General features: G+C 60.0%; 16 protein-coding genes. 5 read left to right on the top strand and 11 right to left on the bottom strand.

The features are described 5' to 3' along the window. Window positions 1-44: 44 nt before the first annotated feature. Window positions 45-1,907, bottom strand: coding sequence for an acyl-CoA dehydrogenase (locus AC097P_RS15505; RefSeq protein WP_479611330.1), 1,863 nt, complete (start codon window positions 1,905-1,907; stop codon window positions 45-47). A 178-nt stretch (window positions 1,908-2,085) separates the two neighbouring features. Beyond that, window positions 2,086-5,361 (bottom strand): TonB-dependent receptor, encoded by a 3,276-nt coding sequence (locus AC097P_RS15500; RefSeq protein WP_479611329.1) that lies wholly within the window; start codon window positions 5,359-5,361, stop codon window positions 2,086-2,088. Window positions 5,362-5,702: 341 nt separating this feature from the next. On the opposite strand from AC097P_RS15500, the gene AC097P_RS15495 reads away from it, so the two are divergent. After that, complete coding sequence (locus AC097P_RS15495; RefSeq protein ID WP_479611328.1) at window positions 5,703-7,283, top strand: bifunctional metallophosphatase/5'-nucleotidase; 1,581 nt, start codon at window positions 5,703-5,705, stop codon at window positions 7,281-7,283. A gap of 3 nt (window positions 7,284-7,286) precedes the next feature. On the opposite strand, the gene AC097P_RS15490 is transcribed toward AC097P_RS15495, so the two are convergent. Beyond that, on the bottom strand, window positions 7,287-9,266 hold the full coding sequence (locus AC097P_RS15490) for a bifunctional 2',3'-cyclic-nucleotide 2'-phosphodiesterase/3'-nucleotidase (protein WP_479611327.1): 1,980 nt from the start codon (window positions 9,264-9,266) through the stop codon (window positions 7,287-7,289). Window positions 9,267-9,356: 90 nt separating this feature from the next. Here AC097P_RS15490 and AC097P_RS15485 point away from each other — a divergent pair, with 90 nt between their 5' ends. Continuing rightward, window positions 9,357-9,977, top strand: coding sequence for a chromate transporter (locus AC097P_RS15485; protein WP_479611326.1), 621 nt, complete (start codon window positions 9,357-9,359; stop codon window positions 9,975-9,977). Continuing rightward, window positions 9,974-10,573 (top strand): chromate transporter, encoded by a 600-nt coding sequence (locus AC097P_RS15480; protein WP_479611325.1) that lies wholly within the window; start codon window positions 9,974-9,976, stop codon window positions 10,571-10,573. Before AC097P_RS15485 ends, AC097P_RS15480 begins: the two co-directional genes overlap by 4 nt. A 96-nt stretch (window positions 10,574-10,669) precedes the next feature. Here AC097P_RS15480 and rlmB read toward each other — a convergent pair whose 3' ends face one another. Beyond that, complete coding sequence (gene rlmB / locus AC097P_RS15475) at window positions 10,670-11,440, bottom strand: 23S rRNA (guanosine(2251)-2'-O)-methyltransferase RlmB (protein ID WP_479611324.1); 771 nt, start codon at window positions 11,438-11,440, stop codon at window positions 10,670-10,672. A 151-nt stretch (window positions 11,441-11,591) separates the two neighbouring features. Further along, window positions 11,592-12,266, bottom strand: a complete 675-nt coding sequence (locus tag AC097P_RS15470; RefSeq protein WP_479611323.1) for an ABC transporter ATP-binding protein — start codon at window positions 12,264-12,266, stop codon at window positions 11,592-11,594. Here AC097P_RS15470 and AC097P_RS15465 point away from each other — a divergent pair. Then, window positions 12,247-12,924: an arylesterase gene (locus AC097P_RS15465; protein ID WP_479611322.1), complete on the top strand. Its 678-nt coding sequence runs from the start codon at window positions 12,247-12,249 to the stop codon at window positions 12,922-12,924. The genes AC097P_RS15470 and AC097P_RS15465 overlap by 20 nt on opposite strands. After that, window positions 12,921-14,012, top strand: a complete 1,092-nt coding sequence (gene mnmH, locus AC097P_RS15460) for a tRNA 2-selenouridine(34) synthase MnmH (protein ID WP_479611321.1) — start codon at window positions 12,921-12,923, stop codon at window positions 14,010-14,012. Before AC097P_RS15465 ends, mnmH begins: the two co-directional genes overlap by 4 nt. On the opposite strand, the gene AC097P_RS15455 is transcribed toward mnmH, so the two are convergent. The 6 genes from AC097P_RS15455 to AC097P_RS15430 all read right to left on the bottom strand — a co-directional run bounded on the left by AC097P_RS15455 (window position 14,009) and on the right by AC097P_RS15430 (window position 18,927). Next, window positions 14,009-14,197 (bottom strand): hypothetical protein, encoded by a 189-nt coding sequence (locus AC097P_RS15455; protein ID WP_479611320.1) that lies wholly within the window; start codon window positions 14,195-14,197, stop codon window positions 14,009-14,011. The two genes, mnmH and AC097P_RS15455, sit on opposite strands and share 4 nt — an antisense overlap. A gap of 66 nt (window positions 14,198-14,263) precedes the next feature. Continuing rightward, window positions 14,264-15,469 carry a PLP-dependent transferase gene (locus tag AC097P_RS15450; RefSeq protein ID WP_479611319.1) on the bottom strand — a complete coding sequence of 402 codons (1,206 nt, stop codon included), beginning with the start codon at window positions 15,467-15,469 and terminating at the stop codon, window positions 14,264-14,266. Between the two features lie 19 nt (window positions 15,470-15,488). Next, a complete protein-coding gene (locus tag AC097P_RS15445; protein ID WP_479611318.1) occupies window positions 15,489-16,013 on the bottom strand; it encodes a phosphoribosyltransferase in 525 nt (174 codons plus the stop codon). Window positions 16,014-16,095: 82 nt separating this feature from the next. Further along, window positions 16,096-17,472 (bottom strand): adenylosuccinate synthase, encoded by a 1,377-nt coding sequence (locus AC097P_RS15440; RefSeq protein ID WP_479611317.1) that lies wholly within the window; start codon window positions 17,470-17,472, stop codon window positions 16,096-16,098. Window positions 17,473-17,532: 60 nt separating this feature from the next. Continuing rightward, window positions 17,533-18,681, bottom strand: coding sequence for an ATP phosphoribosyltransferase regulatory subunit (locus AC097P_RS15435; protein WP_479611316.1), 1,149 nt, complete (start codon window positions 18,679-18,681; stop codon window positions 17,533-17,535). Window positions 18,682-18,735: 54 nt separating this feature from the next. Continuing rightward, on the bottom strand, window positions 18,736-18,927 hold the full coding sequence (locus AC097P_RS15430) for a DUF2065 domain-containing protein (protein WP_479611315.1): 192 nt from the start codon (window positions 18,925-18,927) through the stop codon (window positions 18,736-18,738). Between the last annotated feature and the right edge of the window lie 3 nt (window positions 18,928-18,930).

The raw sequence follows: 18,930 nt of genomic DNA, 5'->3' as shown, positions 1-18,930 counted from the left end.
ACCTGTCAACCGAAGGAATTGCGGTTGATTACCCAGCCGCTCCGTTAAAACGCGTGATTGGGAAAATCCGCACACGTCAGATCACGCGACTGGACGACGGCCAGCCAAGCACCGATTTTTGGCAATTCGTAGTGAAAGAAGAACCGCGTGCAACCCAGGCGCCCCTGCGTAGCGGGTACCGCCTGAGCCGGGTCGGCTTGCAGCGCGGCGATGCACACATCCAGCCAGATCCACGCCAGCACGGTGTGGCCAAAGGCCTGCATATAGGGGACTGCGTTTGCCAACGCTTCTGTCGGATTGCCCGTTGACCACGCTTTTTGTGTTGCGACAGAAACCTGTTGCAGAGCTTCGCCTAGCGCTACGGCGTGGGGTGCCAGGGCCGGCACGGCGGCAGCCTTTTCGATGGTGGCGGTAATCCGCGCGGCCAACAGTTGCAGGCCCCCGCCCTCCTCCATCACCACCTTGCGGCCCAGCAGATCGGTGGCCTGGATGCCGTGCGTGCCTTCGTGGATCATGTTGAGGCGGTTGTCGCGCCAGTATTGCTCCACAGGGAAATCACGCGTGTAGCCGTAGCCGCCGTGGATCTGGATCGCCAGAGAGTTGGCCTCCAGGCACCATTCGCTGGGCCAGCTCTTGGCGATGGGGGTCAGCACCTCCAGCAGCAGGCGAGCATCATCGGCGTCTGCGCCGCCGGCCGTATGGTGTTCGTCCACCAGGCGGGCGCAGTACAGCTCGAGCGCCAGCGCACCTTCGCAGTACGCTTTTTGGGCCAACAGCATGCGTTTGACATCGGAGTGCTCGATGATGGCGACCTGCGGTGCAGCAACATCCTTGCCACCGGCTGCCATAGGCCTTCCTTGGGGGCGATTGCGCGCGTATTCCAGCGATGCGTAGTAGCCGGCCATGCCCAACATCGTGGCAGCAATGCCCACCCCAATGCGGGCCTCGTTCATCATGTGGAACATGCACTGCAGGCCCTTGCCGGGCTTGCCGACCAGGTAGCCAATGGCGCCAGCGCCCTTGCCGAACGGGCCGCCGCCATCGCGGTCCGCAGCGACGGGGAACTTGCCTTCGCCGAAGTTCAGCAAAGTGTTGGTCGTGCCGCGCCAGCCCAGCTTGTGGTTCAGGCCGGCCAGCGCCACGTCGTTGCGCACACCGGTCAATTCGCCTTGCGTGTTTACCAGCTTCTTGGGCACGATGAACAGTGAAATACCGCGCGTGCCGGGCACCAGCTTGCCGTCGGCATCGGGGATCTTGGCCAGCACCAGGTGGATGATGTTATCAGTCAGCTCATGCTCGCCACTGGAGATCCACATCTTGTTGCCCCTGAGGCGGTAGCGCGGGCCCAGGGCGTCAGACTCGAAGTCGTCTCCGTCTGGCACGGCACGGGTCACCACATCGCTGAGGCTGGAGCCCGCCTGCGGCTCGGACAGGCACATGGTGCCCGACCAGCGGCCAGCAAACTCGTTCTTGGCAAACACGTCCTTTTGCATGGGCGTGCCATGCACCATCAGCAGATTGGCATTTCCCGTGGTGAGCATGCCAGAGCCAATACTGACCGAGGCGCAGGCGAAGAAGGCGTTGGAGGCAGCCTCTACGCTGTATGGCAACTGCATGCCGCCCATATCGTAGTCTTGCGCCGCGCTGAGCATGCCGGATTCGGCGTAGGCACGGTTTGCATCGTGCGTAGCCTGCGGCAATATGACTTTTTCGCCGTCAAAGTGCGGCTCTTGCGTGTCGACCAGGCGGTTGAAGGGGGCATATTTCTCGCGGGCGATGCGCTCGCAGGTGTCCAGCACGGCGTCAAAGGTGTCGCGCGAATGGTCGCCAAAACGTGGCCGCTGGGTCAGGGCTTCGGTGTTGAGCCAATCGTTGAGCAGAAAATCGATCGTGGGGCGCAGGTTCATGGTCGTCGGGGGTTTCAGCAACAGGTGGGGGTGAGCGTACGGTAAAGCCGAGCCAAGCGCTGGCACCAAAGAGACAATTTGGCCCACCAAAAGAAAAAAAGCCCCGGCCATTGCTGGCTGGAGCTTTGAAGTTGCCTCAGGCGCTGCCGCCCGAAACCCGACCCTTGCCTAAGCGCTATCAGAATTCATATTTCAGTGTGATCTGAGCGGCCCACTGGGATTCGCCCTTCGTTTGCTTGGTCACTAAAACGCCTTCCTCAATCGTGTTGTAGATGTATTTACCGTCTTTCATACCTGCATAGTTAACGAAGCTGCGGTTTGACGGGTACGCAATTTCATCAATTCGGCCCCACTTCCTGTTCAGGAGATTGCCGACGTTGAGAATGTCCAATGCGATCAATCCCTTGTGTTTAGGCGCAAAACCGGGCAATTCCTGGCTCACACGAACGTCAAAGGTGTTGATAAAAGGTGCGACGGTATCGTTGCGCCCTACTACGCCACCGCGTGCTTGGTTAAGCGTCGATTCGTTGTTCACGATAGACCAAAAGCGATCCTCGTTCGCTTGCCGATCGGCCGCTGTCGCGCCATAGAACAGGACCTCGCCTGAACCCGGTGCCTTAGGGATGTACATCAGGTCATTGCCACTGACGCCGTCGCCATTCATATCGTTGTTGAAGGTCCAGCTGTAAGGCTTACCAGTGCGTCCTTCATAGGTCAAGCCAAACGTGGTTTTGTAGCTGCCAATAAAAGCCTTACTCCAGTTCAAGCTGCCGCTAACGCGATCCTTGATTTGAAAATTGGAGGTGGAGGCGACGTTTTCGTTTGGATTGAACGAATTGCGTTCACTCCAGTTAGTAATCGCGCGGGTCGAAGACAAAGGGCTGACTTCCGTCGCATCGGTGCGTGTGTACGCCACCATCCATCCCAGACCAGACGTGCTAGGACGCTGCAACGACAGGGTCAATGAATTCCCACCACCCAAAGATGTGTTGCTGGCCAGTATCACGTCGCCAAATGCCGGATTTTTATTGGCCTTGTTATTTCCGCCACAGCCGGTTTTGATTCCTGCAACACCAGTCCAGCAGTTTTCGCCGCGGGCTGCAGCGTTGTAGTAAAGCTCCCGGCCATCAGGGCCGGTTGCTGTCGGTGCGCCCAGGTTCAGTTGGGTGTAGTTCAACGCATCTCTGTTGCGGGTGTTAATCCACTCAGCCCCTGCTATAAGCCCAAACGGAAGCGATACCTCGTAGGCAAGATTGGTCTTCCACACAGATGGCTGCTTCAAATCTGGCGAAATGATGTCAACACTTGCTGCGGGAATGGTCCCTGAAATGGTTGGCTGGTTTGCTGGATTGGGATTGAATACCAAAGAGGGAGGGCACAGATTATTGGCTTGGCCGTTGTTACAGCTGTAAGTAACCGTGGCAACGCCTGTGTTTGAGTACGGATTGGACAACCAAACCGTCATTGCGGCACCTTGGAACAAGCCCATACCACCACGAATTTGCGATTTAGACTCGGGGTTGGAATCCAAGAGGTAATTGAAGCCAAAACGCGGCTGCACTAGGTTTTGGCCGTCAATGGTCGTCGTATTGTCATACCCAAAAGCAGCGTTAACGCTGGGATTTGACTTGGGACGGTCACCAGTGGTGGCGCGATCGATACGCACACCATAATTCACATTCAACCGATCGTTCACCGCAAAAGTATCCTGCGCAAAGATACCCAGGTTTGTCAGTGCCCAATTAGCAATACCGTCATCGAGCGTGCTGCCAGGTTGCGCGACCTGCACCGAGTAATTCGTTGGTTTTCCAGCCGCGAACAGCGCCACTGGGTCCGCTCCCTGGTAGGTGTAGACACCGTAAATATTCGGCAAGAAAGCGTTGTAGATCGTATTTTTGCTGTAATCCAAGCCCACCTTGATTTCGTGATTGTCTTTGAAGAACGTTCCAGCCAAATACGTGTCCAATGTCTTGGTTTCCAACACATTGAAATGCCTGAACTGCTCAGTTCCAAATTTCAATGTGCGATTGCCGCTGGCCACACCGGCAGGCGCTGGATTAGTAAATACCAAGCTAACCTGAGGAAGGGTTGCGTTGTTTTCAAACGTTTTGGGATTTTTGCGATTCGACAACTTGAACTCAGTGGAAAAGTCTGGCGTCCAGTCCGCGAACCATTGAACAACTGCCGTTTCTAGAATTTTTTTCTCTGCCGTCCAGTGCGAACTGAGTGATAGTGCAGTAGGGTTGAATCCATAAAAAATCGGTTCGACCTGCTCAATTCTTGACACCCTGAGATTGGCCCGGTGTTTATCATTGATGTTCCAGTCGAGCTTCAGCGTGTAGTCTTTTGCTGTAAGTTCGGTCCCCGACGGAATATCCAGCCCCCCTACGTCGATCCCATACTTTGACTTGGCCGTCGCGGCAGCTGCATCGATCTGCCCTTGCGTGATGCCGACATTAGCCTGGCCACCGCCCACCGGCCCGAAGGCTGGGGAACTTCTAGAGCTACGAAAGTCTTCTGCACTCACGAAGAAAAACAGTTTGTCTTCAATGATCGGGCCGCCCAACGTGAATCCCTTGGTGCTCTCTCTAAATTCTGGCGTAGCACTGTAGGAGTCATTAATGAGGCTATAGCGGTCGCCAGATAGTCGCTGGTCACGACCAACGTAATACACACTGCCCTTGAAGTTATTGGTTCCGGACTTGGTTACGGCATTAATGTTTGCCCCCGTATAGCCCTTTTGCGTCACATCAAAATTTGCAATATTGATTTGCACGGACTGAATCGCATCTATCGAAATTGGCTGTTTGGCCGTTGGCAAGTTATTTGCCTGAAGACCAAAACTATCCGTGATGGATACGCCGTCGATGGTGATGGTGTTGAACCGGGTATTTTGACCCAATGCGGAAATTTCCCCACGCTCTTTGTCGGTCTGAGCAAGGCGAGGATCCAGGCGGGCGTAATCTTGCAGATTTCGCTGAACGGACGCAAAGGTGTCCAAATCTTGTCGACTCAATCGTGTGCCAGCGCCTTTGTTGGCACCGTCAAAAACTTTCGCCGCCGCGCTTCCGGTAACCGTTACCGCTGACAGTGTTGCGACACCCAAGTTGAAATCGAAAGTTGCCGTCTCCGCCAATTGCAAAAATACAGCTTCTCTTGTTTCTTTGTCCGCGCCTTTGGTAACGATGATGGTATAGGGGCCGCCCACGCGCAAACCACGTGCCGAATAGCGGCCATCTGCATCGGTTACCAAATTACTGGCGGAACCCGATTCACTGTGGACTACGCTGATAGTCGCTCCTCCCACGGGCTTGCCGTCACCGCCTGTGACACGGCCACCGATCGCCGCTGTCGTGTTTTGCGCCAAGGCCGGCGCAGCAACGACGATGGCGACCGCGGCACTCAGCACCGTTCGCGAAAAACTGGAAAAATTCATGTGGTGAATACTGCGCATCCTGATAGCTCCTAAGCGATGGGGTCCCAACGGGGGGTTTTATGGTGGGGTGTAAATATTTGCAAAGATCTGCAATATACCTATTAAGTTAACCATATAGTCAGGAAAGTTTGGTGACAACTGTTGTATTCAGGACACCAATCGATGATCAATATTTCGCTGCCTGCGCCCGCCCGCTGGCGACTCCCTTCTTTGGAGCCAACCCCTTGAAATCGCACCAATTTGTCGCACCCTTTAAGTGCGTTTTTACGTCAGCTCTAGGGTTTTCCCTTATCGCAATGTTGGTGGCCTGCGCCTCGCCACCGGTATCCACTTTAGAGTCAACTCCCTCGAATATAGAGGTGAGCATTTTTTCGCTGAATGACTTCCACGGCCACATCCAGCCGCAGTCCCCCACCCCGCTGATGGCACGCCTGGCGGATCCCAAAACCGGTGAGATCAAGCCCCAGCCCGCCGGCGGCGTGGCCTATTTGGCCACCGTGCTCAACGGCCTGCGCGCGCAGCGCAAGAACCATGTGTTTGTAGCCGCCGGAGACCTGATGGGTGCATCGCCCCAGATGTCGTCGTTGTTGAATGACGAACCAACACTATCGGCGCTGGGCGAGCTGGGTCTTGTAGCCACGTCGCTGGGTAACCACGATCTGGACCGGGGCCTGTCCGAACTGCTGCGCAAAACCAGCGGCGAGTGTCCCAACGGTGCTTGCGCCTGGCCTGAGTTCAAAGGTCCCGGCTTTCCGTACCTAGCCGCTAACATGTTCGAGATCGACAGCGGCAAGCGCGTGCTGCCCAGCCACATGATCAAGGAGGTGGGTGGTCTGAAGATCGCCTTTGTCGGCGCCGTGACGCGTGACACGCCCAAAGTGGTAATCCCCAAGAGCATCGTGGGTCTGCGCTTTGCCGATGAGGCGGACACGCTCAACGCGCTGGTGCCCGAGCTGCGCGCCGCGGGAGCCCAGGTGCTGGTAGCCATCATGCATGAGGGGGCCATGTACGACGGCGCCGCCAATGATCCCAGCTATGCCTGCCCCGGTCTGCAGGGCCGCGGTGTCGACATCGCCCAGCGCCTGGACCCGGCCTACGCCATCATCGTCAGCGGCCACACCCACCAGGCGTACACCTGCAAGATTGGCGGTCGCTTGATGGTGCAGGCCGGCAGCTTCGGCGGTTGGCTGACCGAGAGCCGACTGACCTTTGACACCACGGGCAAGCTACTGGATGCACAGGCTGTTAACCACCCGGTGTTGCAGGGTGAAAACGCACCCAACCCCGCCTTCGTGGCCCTGGTTCAGCGCGCCGCCACACTGACCACCGCCGCGCGCAATAAGCCGGTAGCCACGCTGTCACGCGGCGCGACACGTTCGGCCAACCCGCCTTTCGGGGATTCGACATTGGGCAATCTGGTAGCGGATTCGCACCTGGGTTTTGCCAAAAAGCGGACGGCGGTAGATATTGGACTGACCAACTCGGGCGGTATCCGTGCGGACTTGGCAGTAGAGCCTGGCCTCACGACTACGCTGAGTGACCTGTTCGCGATCCAGCCCTTCACCAACGAGCTGATCGCGCTAAGCCTCACCGGCAGCCAGTTGCATGAATTGATTCGCCGGCAACTGAACGGCCGCCGCGTCGGCGGGCCAGCAACGCTGCAGGTGTCGCACAACCTGCGTTACCAATGGAGCCAGGCACCGGGTGCTGAGCCGGTGTTGGAATCACTGACCGTCGACGGCAAGCCCGTGGACCCGGCACGGGATTACCGCGTAGTCGTCAACACTTTCATGGCCGAGGGTGGTAACGACCTGAACGTGCTCAAGCAGGGCCGCAACCGCGAGGTGGTGGGCATGGATATCGACGCCTTTGAGGAGTGGCTGCACGACAACCCCAAGGCTGTGGACCAGATTGAGCCGGGGCGCATTACCAAGAGGTAAACCTCAGGGCGTCAATTCATACAAGGCCGAGCCATCGCCATTGTCCTTGATCAAATGGATCTGGGGATGGTTGGCCAAGTAGCGTTGGGCGCTACTGGCTGACAGGAACGTCAAACGCACACCCGGCACCGGCGCAATGCGCCAGTTGCCATCGGCCGTAGGGTTAACCTGTTTGTTGGCGGACAGCGTGTCCATCATGCGCAGGTACTCAATCAGCACCTGGCGATTTTCTTCCGGCGCCTCCAGCACCACCTTGCTCGCGTTCAGTCCCGGGAAATTGCCGCCGCCAAAGGCGCGGTAGTTGTTGGTGGCCACCAGGAACTTGGCGTCGGTTTGCACCGGCTTCCCGTCGAATTGCAGATTCTTTACGCGATGCGCGTCGGGCGCCACAAGCTTGCCGTTGCCGTCGTAGCGCGCCGGTTGCGTCACATCCAGCTCGTAGCTGACGCCATCCAGCGTATCGAAGTTGTACGAGCGAAAGCTGTCGTTCAGCAGCGTCTGCTGGGCCGCGCCCTTGGGGTCGATCTGGTTGAACTGGCCGGCTGACATTTCGATCCACTCCTGCACTTCGGCGCCGGTCAGCAGCATGGCCTTCAGCGAGTTGGGGTAGACATACAGGTCAGCCACGTTCTTGATGGCCAGCGGGCCGGCGGGGATGTCGGTGTAGTAGTCCCAACCCTGGCGGCCACCGGTCTTGAAGGGTGCGGCGGCCGACAGCACGGGGTATTTTTCGTAGTCGGTTCCCTGCATGGCGCGCTTCACATAGGCAATCTGCGCATTGGCCACGACCTGCACCGATGGGTCATCCGCCACCAGCGCAAAATAGCTGTAAATGGGGGCGCTGCTGAAGGCTACCTTGTTGCGCACATATTCCAGCGTGCCGGCCTGGGCCTCCGCCAGCGTCTGAGCCATCAGCGGGTCGGCGGCGGCCACCGACTTGCGTGCGGTCTTGTCGAAGATGGGGCGGATGCTGGCCTTGCTGTCCACTACCTTCCACTTGCCCCGTGTCTCATCCAGTGTGAAGTCGATGACACCCAGGTGGTCGCCCCAGCGGCCGGGCATGACAGCCGCCACGCCATTGATAGTGCCGCGCTCCAGATTGACCTTGGGGTGCTCGGCAAATGCGGGGCCGGGGAACTCGGCATGCGCGTGGCCGAACAGCACGGCATCCACACCGGGGATGTCGGTCAACGCGCCAACTGCGTTTTCGGAGAAGCGGGCCACGGGCACTTTCTCAAAACCGGCGTGGGGAATGGCGATGACCAGCTGTGCGCCCTGGGCACGCATCAGCGGAACGTATTTTTTGGCGGTCTCCACAACGTCGCGGGCGATGACTTTGCCCTCCAGGTTGGTCTTGTCCCACTGCATGATCTGCGGGGGCGCAAAACCGATGATGCCGATCTTGATGCGGTGGCGCTTGCCCTGTGCATCGACCAGCTGGCGGTCCAGCAGCACGTATGGCGTGAAGGCGTGTTTGGCCTGGTCCGTGTCGCGGTCCTTGTCGTCAATGTACACATTGGCGTTGACGTAAGGGAACTTGGCACCTTTGGTGGCGCGGCGTAAAAAGTCCAGGCCAAAGTTGAAGTCGTGGTTGCCGATGTTGGCCGCGTCATAACCCATCTGGTTCATGACCAGATAGGCAGGGTGGGTCTCACCTTCCTTGAGCGGTTTGACCTTGGCCACATAGTCACCCATGGGGTTGCCTTGCAGCAGGTCGCCGTTGTCGAACAGCAGGCTGTTGGGCACCTCGGCACGTGCGGCCTTGATCAGCGACAGCGTGCGGTCCAGCCCGTACTGGTCGGTCGTTTTGTCCTGGTAGTAGTCGTAGCTCAGCAGGTTCATGTGCAGGTCGGTGGTCTCCATGATGCGCAGGCGCACCTCGGCGGCGTGCCCTGCACTACCCAGCAGCATGACCAGGCAACCCGTGCCCACTAAACGGAGCGTCTGCGCCACGGCAGACAGGTTTTCAAAGCGACGACCCATTAGCATCTCCTATGCATCCAACATGTTTCAATGATCCGCGACTGTAACCAATCTGACCGCAAGGTCAGGTATTTCCGCTAAAGTCATACCATGTCACCCCAGGAATCTGGCCCGCAGCCTGCGGGCCCCGCGCAGCACCCGCGCCCGCAATCGAAGACCGACCTCTTTGTCTCATTTTCCAAGCTGGCCCTGCAGGGCTTTGGCGGCGTGCTGGCCGTCGTGCAGCGCGAGTTGGTCGAAAAAAAACGGTGGCTAACGCAGGAAGAGTTTATGGAGGACTGGGCCGTGGCCCAGATCCTGCCCGGTCCCAACGTGGTCAACCTCTCCCTGATGATTGGCGACCGGTATTTTGGTTTTGCCGGCGCCTTGTCCGCGCTGGCCGGTATGCTGGCTTTTCCGCTGGTGATTGTGCTGGCGCTGGCCGTGCTGTTTGGCGGCATAGCCGATACAGCCGCCGCCCAGGGCGCTTTACGTGGCATGGGGGCGGTGGCTGCGGGTCTGATTGCAGCAACCGGTATCAAGTTGATCGGGGCACTCAAAAACAATGTGATGGGGCTGGCCGTGTGCTGGCTGTTTGCGGTACTGAGTTTCAACGCCATCGCGCTGCTGCGGCTGCCGCTGGTGTGGGTGTTGCTGGGTGTGGGTGGCGTGGCTTGTCTCTGGGCCTATAGCCAGCTAGCTAGCGCCAAAGCAGCGGAGGGCCCGCCATGATGACCGTCACGTTCACTGCGGCCGACTGGCTGGCCCTGCTGCTGCACTTCATGTCCCTGTCGCTGCTGGCCATTGGCGGCGCCATAACCACCGCGCCGGAGATGCACAGCTACCTGGTCAACGAGAAGGCCTGGCTCAGCGACGGCCAGTTCACATCCTCCATCGCGCTGGCACAGGCCGCACCGGGGCCGAACGTACTGTTCATCGCGCTACTGGGCTGGAACGTGGGCATGAACGCCGGCGGCGGCATAGGTGCTGGCTGGCACGCATGGTGGATGGGGCTGGCGGGTGTGGCCGTTGCCATGGTCGGCATCATGCTGCCCAGCACTACGCTGACGTTTGCGGCGGCGCGCTGGGGTCACCAGAATCGCGAGCTAAGGGCGGTGCGAGCTTTCAAGCAGGGCATGGCGCCCATCGTCATCGCGCTGCTGATTGCCACCGGCTGGATTCTGGCGGCGGCGCAAGGTAATCCGGTGGAGCACTGGCGGCTGTGGCTGCTGACGGTGGTGACAGCGCTGCTGGTGTGGCGCACCAGGCTGCATATGCTGTGGCTGCTGGGTGTGGGCGCTGCGCTGGGCGCGCTGGGGCTGTTGTGAGCTTGCTGCTCAGGAATTTATGGAAAATCGGGCTGTAGCCCCCGTCAGATGTGCGTAAGCCGCTACTGATTTGGTAGCAGACTTGGCGGCACCCCGCTACACCGTGCGCTGGCGCAGCGCCTCGTACAGGCAGACACCGCTGGCCACGGACACGTTCAGGCTCTCGACCGCGCCGCGCATCGGGATGCTGACCAGCGCATCGCAGGTCTTGGCCGTCAGCTGCCGCATGCCGGCGCCTTCGGCTCCGAGCACCAGTGCCACTGGACCCTTGAGGTCGGTCTGGTACAGCGTGGCTTGGGCTTGGTCGCTGGTGCCGATGATCCAGATATTGCGTTCCTTCAACTCATTGAGCGTGCGCGCCAGGTTGGTGACCATGAAGTACGGCACGGTCTCGGCCGCACCGCTGGCCACCTTGGCCACGGTGGCGTTGATGCCGGCCGCATGGTCCTTGGGGGCGATCACGGCGTGGGCGCCGGCACCATCGGCCACACGCAGGCAGGCGCCCAGATTGTGCGGGTCTGTGACGCCGTCCAGCACCAGGATCAGCGGGTGGGTGCGCTGCTCGGGCGGCAGATCGGCGTTGGCGGCTTCCAAGTCTTCCAGCAGTTCGTCCAGAGAATGCACCTGGGCGATGGCTTGCACCTTGGCCGCGATGCCCTGGTGGCCGTGTCCACCGCAGATCTTGGACAGGCGCGCACCATCGGATTCGATCAGTTTGACGCCTGCCTCGTTGGCCCGGTCCAAAAAGCTGCGCATGCGGGCATCCCGCCGCGAGGGTTCGAAATAGATCTCGATGATGGATTGCGGGGCGGTTTTGAGGCGCACGCCCAAGGCATGGAAGCCGAACAGGACTTTGGGGGATGACATGCTGGGATTATCGCCGCTCGTGCATTCAACGGCACGGAGCCTGGGTGGCAATGCGTTCTGCGCAGGTAAAGGGGGAGCCCGCGTGGCGGGCGGAGCTCAGCGTGGAAGCCGGGGAGCAGAACGTATTGCCGCCCAGGCTCCCAAATTGCCACTAAACGACTCGGCCCGCCTCGATGGTGATCCGCCGGTCGCAGCGCGCGGCAATGGCGCGGTCGTGTGTCACCAGCACCAGGGTCGTCCCCTGCTCCCGGTTCAAGTCAAACATCAGCTCCATGATCTTCTCGCCGGTCGCAAAGTCCAGGCTGCCGGTAGGCTCGTCGGCCAGTAGCACGGCCGGGTGCACAACAAAGGCACGGGCCAGCGCCACACGCTGCTGTTCACCGCCGCTGAGCACCTTGGGATACGACGACAGCCGCTGTGACAGGCCGACGCGGGCCAGCATGTCGGTGGCGGCCTGGCGAGCGTCCCTGCGTGAGGCCAGTTCCAGCGGCAGCATCACGTTTTCCAGCGCCGTCAGGTTGCCCAGCAACTGGAAGCTCTGGAACACAAAGCCGACCTTGCTGGCGCGCAGGCCAGCCCGGGCGTCTTCATCCATCGCAAACAGGTCGGTACCGGCCAAATGCACCGTTCCGGTGGTGGGGGTATCCAAACCGGCGATGATGGACAGCAGAGTGCTCTTGCCCGAACCCGACGCCCCGACGATGGCCGCCGTCTCGCGGGCTTTGAGCGCAAAATCAATATCGCGCAAAATCTCCAACGTGCCGGTGGAATCGGTCACCGACTTGCAAACGTGCTCAACAGAAATAATGACTTCTTCTTCACTCATAGGGCTCTCTTTGGTTCGACGACACTGTATCGCGCTGGGTCTGCTGGCCGCAGTTGCGGGGTTTTTGCCGGCAGAGGCCGCACCACCCCCGGCTCGCACGCCGGCAACCATACTCATCGTGGGTGACTCGCTCAGTGCCGAGTATGGCCTCAAACGCGGCAGCGGCTGGGTGGCGCTGATGGAGCAGCGCCTCGCGCAAGAAAAAATACCGGCCACCGTCGTCAATGCCAGCATCAGCGGCGACACCACGTCGGGCGGACGCGCAAGGCTACCGGCACTGCTGGCGAAACACCAGCCCACCGTTGTCATCATCGAGCTGGGTGGCAACGACGCGCTGCGCGGCCTGCCACTGACCATGACACAAGACAATCTGCAAGCCATGACCCAGGCCGCCCAAGCCACCAAGGCCAAGGTGTTGCTCTTGGGCATGCAGATGCCTCCCAATTACGGACAGGACTACGGCGCGCGCTTTACAGCCATGTATGCCACCGTCGCCAAAGCCAACAAGGCGGGCCTTGTCCCATTCATGTTGAAAGACGTGGCAGATGGGCCGGACGCTTTGCGCCTGTTCCAGAACGACCGCATACACCCCACCGAAGCAGCCCACCCCACGATACTGAACAACGTGTGGCCGGCGGTGAAAAAGCAGTTGTCATGAGCCTGCGCATCTTGCCCGCAGGCGAACTGCTGGCGCAACTGGACGGTTTTGACACCATCATCGATGCCCGCAGCGAGGCCGAGTTCGCGCTGGACCACCTGCCCGGCGCTGTAAATTGGCCGACGCTGAATGACGAGGAGCGCAAGCTGATCGGCACGATGTATGTGCAGGTCAATGCGTTCGAGGCCAAGAAGCGCGGCGCGGCCATTGCAGCGCGCAATATCGCTGGCCATATCGAGCGCGAGGTCGTCGCCAAACACAAGGAATGGCGGCCGCTGGCCTATTGCTGGCGAGGCGGCAAGCGCAGCGGGTCCTTGTCCCTGATCCTGGACCAGATCGGCTTTCGCGTGACGCTGGTGGAAGGCGGCTACAAGGCCTTTCGCGCGGCGATGCTGCTGGACATTGCGCAACGGGTCAATCAATTAGATTTTCAGGTGGTTTGCGGCACTACGGGCTCAGGCAAAACGCGTCTGCTGCAGACCCTGGCAGAGGCCGGTGCCCAGGTGCTGGACCTGGAAGCCCTGGCACGTCACCGCAGCTCGGTGTTAGGAGCGATTCCCGGCCAGACCCAACCCACACAAAAGCGTTTCGACACGCTGATCTGGGACAGTTTGCGACGGTTTGATCCACTGCGTCCGGTGTTTGTGGAGAGCGAAAGCAAAAAAGTTGGAAACGTGGCGGTGCCTGTGTCGCTGGTCGAGCGCATGCGTGCCAGCCCGTGCTGGGACTTGAGCCTGCCAATGGCCGAGCGCGTAGCCCTGCTGCTGGAAGACTACGACTTTTTTGTAAAGGATAGCGCCCATTTCTGCAACCGACTGGATGTGCTGGCCGAATTCCGCGGCAAGGCCGTGGTGCAGGGGTGGAAAGACCAGGTGATGGCCGGAAACTTCTCTCCGGTGGTGCAGGACCTGCTGACGCAGCATTACGACCCGGTTTACCTGCAGTCCATGCAGCGCAATTTCGCGCAATATGCCCATGCGCAATCCATCACGTCAGAGGACCGGTCTCTCATCTCCATGGGCCAGCTGGCGCGGCGCATGCTGCTGCAGATGGGGGCTGTGCAGCCGCCATTGGATGTGAAACCTTAAGTTGCCTGCGGCCCAACTTCGGGGGGAGCGTCCGCAGAAGATGTGTCGTCGTCGGCGGACGCAATGCCATCGTCTCCGGGGCCATGGGCCTTGCGCTCATTTTTTTCTTTGAGCTTTTCTTCTTTTTTCTTCTTCTTTGCCAGTTCTTTTTGGCGCTTTTCGTAGCCGTAATTGGGTGTTGCCAAGGTGTGCTTTCTGTTGTTGTTGACACTGTACCACCAAGGCACAGTCGCGCGGAGCAGCTGCGTCCGTCAGGCTAGGAATTGCAGGGCCTGCGCAATGTCGGCCTGCAGATCGTCTGCCGCCTCCAGGCCCGTGGCGAAACGCACTACCGTGCCCCGCGCCAGATGGGCAGGCCAACCACTGCGCATCGTCGGCAGCTCGTAGGGCACAACCAAACTGATGGGGCCACCCCAGCTATAACCCAGGCGAAACAGGCGCAGCGCGTTGCAAAACGCATCGACCTGTTCTTGGCCGTAGCGGGCGTCCACGATAACGCTGAACAGGCCGGCGGCACCGCCCACATCGTTTTTGCACAGAGCTTTCCAGTGCGCATGCCCCGGTGAGTCCGGCAAAGCCGGGTGCAATACCTGCGCAAACGCTGGCTGCGTCTGGCACCACTGCGCCAGCACGCGGGCTGTAGCATCGTGGGCGACGTAGCGCAGCGCAATGCTGGGCAAACCGCGCAACACGGCCTCGGCATCGTTCGCGCCTACGCCCAGGCCTAGGCGCATATGGGTCAGCTTGAGCCGCAGGTGCAAACCAGGGTCGCGCGTGGTGACGCTGCCCATCAGCACGTCGCCACCGCCGCTGGGGTATTTGGTCAGCGCGTGGACCGAAATGTCCACACCCAAGCTCGGTTCTGTGCCGGGCAACAGATCAAAGGGTTTGAAGGCCAGGCCCGCCCCCCAGGTGTTGTCCAGCGCGATGCAGACGCCCTTGGCCTTGCAGGCACGCACCAAGGCAACCAGGTCGGGGAATTCCAGTGTCACGGATCCTGCGGCCTCCACCCACACCAAGCGGGTACGGTCCGACAGGCGAGACGCCAGATCGGCGGGGTCCATCGGGTCGTAATACTGGTGCGTGATGCCCCAGCTCTGCAACTCGCCCTCAGCCAATGTCTTATTTGGCCCGTAGACGTTGTCAGGCATCAGGACTTCGTCACCAGGCTTTAACAGCGATAGCGCCACCAGAGCCACTGCCGCAAGACCGCTGGGAGCCAGCAGGCACTGCACGCCACCTTCGAGCATGCAAAGGCGTTCTTCCAAAGCGTAGGTGGTGGGTGTGCCGTGCAGGCCATAGGTGTAGGCCGTCTTGTCTTTCCACTCCCGGCTGCGCATGGCGGCTACGGTAGGAAAGAACACGGTCGAGGCCTTGAATACGCCTGGCTGGGGTGCCTCGAAACCTGGGGGCGGCAGGTAGGGGTGGTGGATCAGCCCGGTGATTTGCTGGGTCATGCGAATATGCCCTCGCCCACTACACGCTCCATTTTTGGATCAACTGCTCCGGCCGCATCGCGTCATAACCCTCAAACGGCTGGTGGATCCATGGATTGGTGGGCAGGAATTCCACCGAGTAGTCCGGTTCGAACGTGGACATGGCCTTGGTCCAGATGACGGCGCTACGCAGTTCGCTGATCGGTTCGTAGTCGTGCTTCAACTGGTGCACCACGGCCTTCAGCGTGTGGCCAGAGTCGGCCAGATCGTCGACCAGCAACACGCGCCCGGCGATTTCGCCCCTGGGCGTCGTGATGTAGCGGGCAATGTCCAGCTTACCCTGTTGCGTACCGGCCTCGGCGCGGTAGGAGCTGGTGGACATGATGGCAAGCGGCTTGTCGAACACGCGCGACAGGATGTCACCCGGGCGCATGCCGCCCCGGGCCAGGCACAGGATGGTGTCAAATTCCCAACCGGATTGGTGGATCTTGATGGCCAACTTCTCGATCAGGTTGTGGTACTCGTCATAGCTCACGTAGAGATGTTTACCGTCTTCTGTCAACATAGGGTTGCTCCTGTTTTTATAGCTGCTTACGCACGTTCCACGAGGGCTACAGCCCCATTTAACTTAGAGAAATCGGTATAAATCACTCAGCCAGGTAGGGGTGGCGCATCATGATGGTGTGGTCACGGTCTGGGCTGGTGGACACCATGTGGATGGGCACGCCGGTGACCTGCTCGATGCGCTGCAGGTACAGGCGCGCGGCCACGGGCAACTTGTCATACTGGGTAACACCCACCGTGCTGTCGCTCCAGCCATCCATGACTTCATAGACCGGTTTGCAACGTTCGATGTCGTCCGCGCCCATCGGCAAGATGTCGACGATCTCGCCATCCATCTCGTAACCGGTGCACAGCAGCAGTTCTTTCAAACCGTCCAGCACGTCGAGCTTGGTGATGCACAGGCCCGACAGGCCATTGACCTGGGCCGAGCGCTTGAGCAGCGCGGCGTCAAACCAGCCGCAACGGCGTGATCGGCCGGTGGTGACACCCTTCTCGAACCCGACGGTGCTCATGTGGTAACCAGGCGTACCTGGCTTTTCCCAGTCCAGTTCGGTGGGGAACGGGCCGCCACCGACACGGGTGCAATAGGCCTTGGTGATGCCCAGGATGTAATGCAGCATGCCCGGGCCCACTCCGGCGCCTGCGGCGGCATTGCCGGCCACGCAGTTGCTCGAAGTCACATAGGGGTAGGTGCCATGGTCCACGTCCAGCAGCGTGCCCTGGGCGCCTTCAAACAGCAGGTTGGCGCCTTTGAGATTGGCTTCGTTCAGTTCGCGGGATACATCGGCCATCATCGGCTTGAGCAGCTCGGCGTGGCGCATGGCCTCGGCGAACACGGGCTCAAACAATACTTTGCCGTCGGCCATATAGGGCGCTAAGGTGGGACCAAAGTCGAACGCAGCGGAGCCCAGGTAGCTGGTCAGCACATGGTTGTGCAGATCCAGCAGCTCGCGCAACTTGGAAGCAAAGCGCTCAGGGTATTTCAGGTCCTGTACGCGCAGTGCGCGGCGGGCGATCTTGTCCTCGTAAGCTGGACCAATGCCGCGGCCAGTGGTTCCAATCTTGGCGGTGCCACCCTTCTCACGGAAGGCCTCACGCGCTACGTCCAGTGCAGCGTGGAACGGCAAGATCAGCGGGCAAGCTTCGCTGATGCGCAGGCGCGATCGCAACTCCACGCCCACCTTTTCCAGGCCTTCAATCTCTTCGAACAGCTTGGCCGCCGACAGCACCACACCGTTTCCGATGTAGCACTTGACGCCCGGGCGCATGATGCCGCTAGGAATCAGGTGCAAGGCGGTCTTGACGCCATTGATGACCAAGGTGTGGCCCGCATTGTGGCCGCCCTGGAAGCGCACCACGCCCTGTGCGCTCTCGGTGAGCCAGTCGACCAGTTTGCCTTTGCCTTCATCGCCCCACTGCGTGCCGACGACGACGACGTTGCGTCCTTTGGTTGTGTTCATTTGGTGTCCAGTTGGTTGGAGACAGAGCTTCGCTGCGCTACGGACTGTCCCAGAAGGTTTTCACAATACTTTTACAAGCCATTGACCGGCGGACTGTTGCAGTTCGCGGTCGCAATGGAATTCATCCACTTCACTCTCGTGGCCGGGCAGCACGCAGACCACGGTTTCACCGTGGCGGCGCAAGGCGGCAATTGCTGCGCGCAGCTCCGCGGCTTCGCCCCAGGGCGCCCGGATGGCAGCCCGCAGCGGGCGATCAGCGGCTACAGCGGTCAGCGCTTTGATGTCCAGGCTGAACCCGACCGCCGGTCGCTTGCGACCGAACACTTTGCCAACTTCGTCATAGCGCCCACCGCGGGCCAGCGCGTCACTTGCACCTGGCGCATACAACGAGAACATGGCGCCGCTGTAATACGCATAGCCGCGCAAATCGGCAAGGTCAAACGACACGTCGGCACCTGTCACGTGGCTGGAGAGCCATTTCAGATGGTTCAGTGCCGTCTGGATATCTGGAACGGGTGGCAATACCTTTTGCGCTTCGTCCAACACGGAAGCATCGCCGTAGAGCTGCAGCAGATCAACCAGTGCGCGCGATGTGGCGGGGGGAGCGTCGCGCAGTAAGACCTTGAGTTCGCTGGCGTCTTTGGCGGCCAGCGCAGCGTGGACTTGCGCCAATTGCGCTGAAGAAAGCGGCAGGTCTTTCAACAAGTCCTGCACGATCCGAGCATCGGCCATGTCCACGCTGATATCGCCCACCTGGGCGGCCTTCAGGCAGTCCAGCGCCAGGGTCAGTGTTTCCAGATCGGCTTCCAGACCCATATGGCCATAAATCTCAGCGCCGAACTGCAGGGGTTCACGGGTAGCGTGGGGGCCATCGGGACGGGTGTGCAGCACGGGACCGCAATAGCACAGGCGGGTGACGCCCTTGCGGTTCAGCAAGTGGGCGTCGATACGGGCAACCTGGGGCGTGCTGTCGGCCCGCAGGCCCATCATGCGCCCGGAGATTTGGTCGACAAGTTTGAAGGTTTGCAGATCCAGCGCCTCGCCGGTGCCCGACAGCAGCGACTCCAGATGCTCCAGCAGCGGTGGCATGACCAGTTCATAGCCATAGCAGCGCGCCATGTCCAGCAGGTCTCTTCGTATTTCTTCGATGTGGCGCGCCTCGGAAGGCAGCACATCGGCAATGTGATCCGGTAAGACCCAGGCTGACATGTGAAAAGTGCAGGCTATTAAAACCTAGATTTTACCGGGCTTGCTGCCCGGTTTTCAGTTGCCCAACAGCCAAATCATCAGCAAACCGCCCAAGATGCTGCACACGCCGAAGAAGCGAATCTGCCCATCGCTGAGCAACAGCAGCTGCACGAACATCCGGCGCCAACCGGCGGGTGACAAAAACGGAAACAGCCCTTCTACAACCAGAACCAGGGCTAGGGCAAACCAGATCGTGTCACCACTCACGAG

It is taken from the genome of Rhodoferax sp. ZS1R8 (genome assembly GCF_056521325.1).
This window is presented reverse-complemented; position numbering and strand designations above follow the sequence as displayed.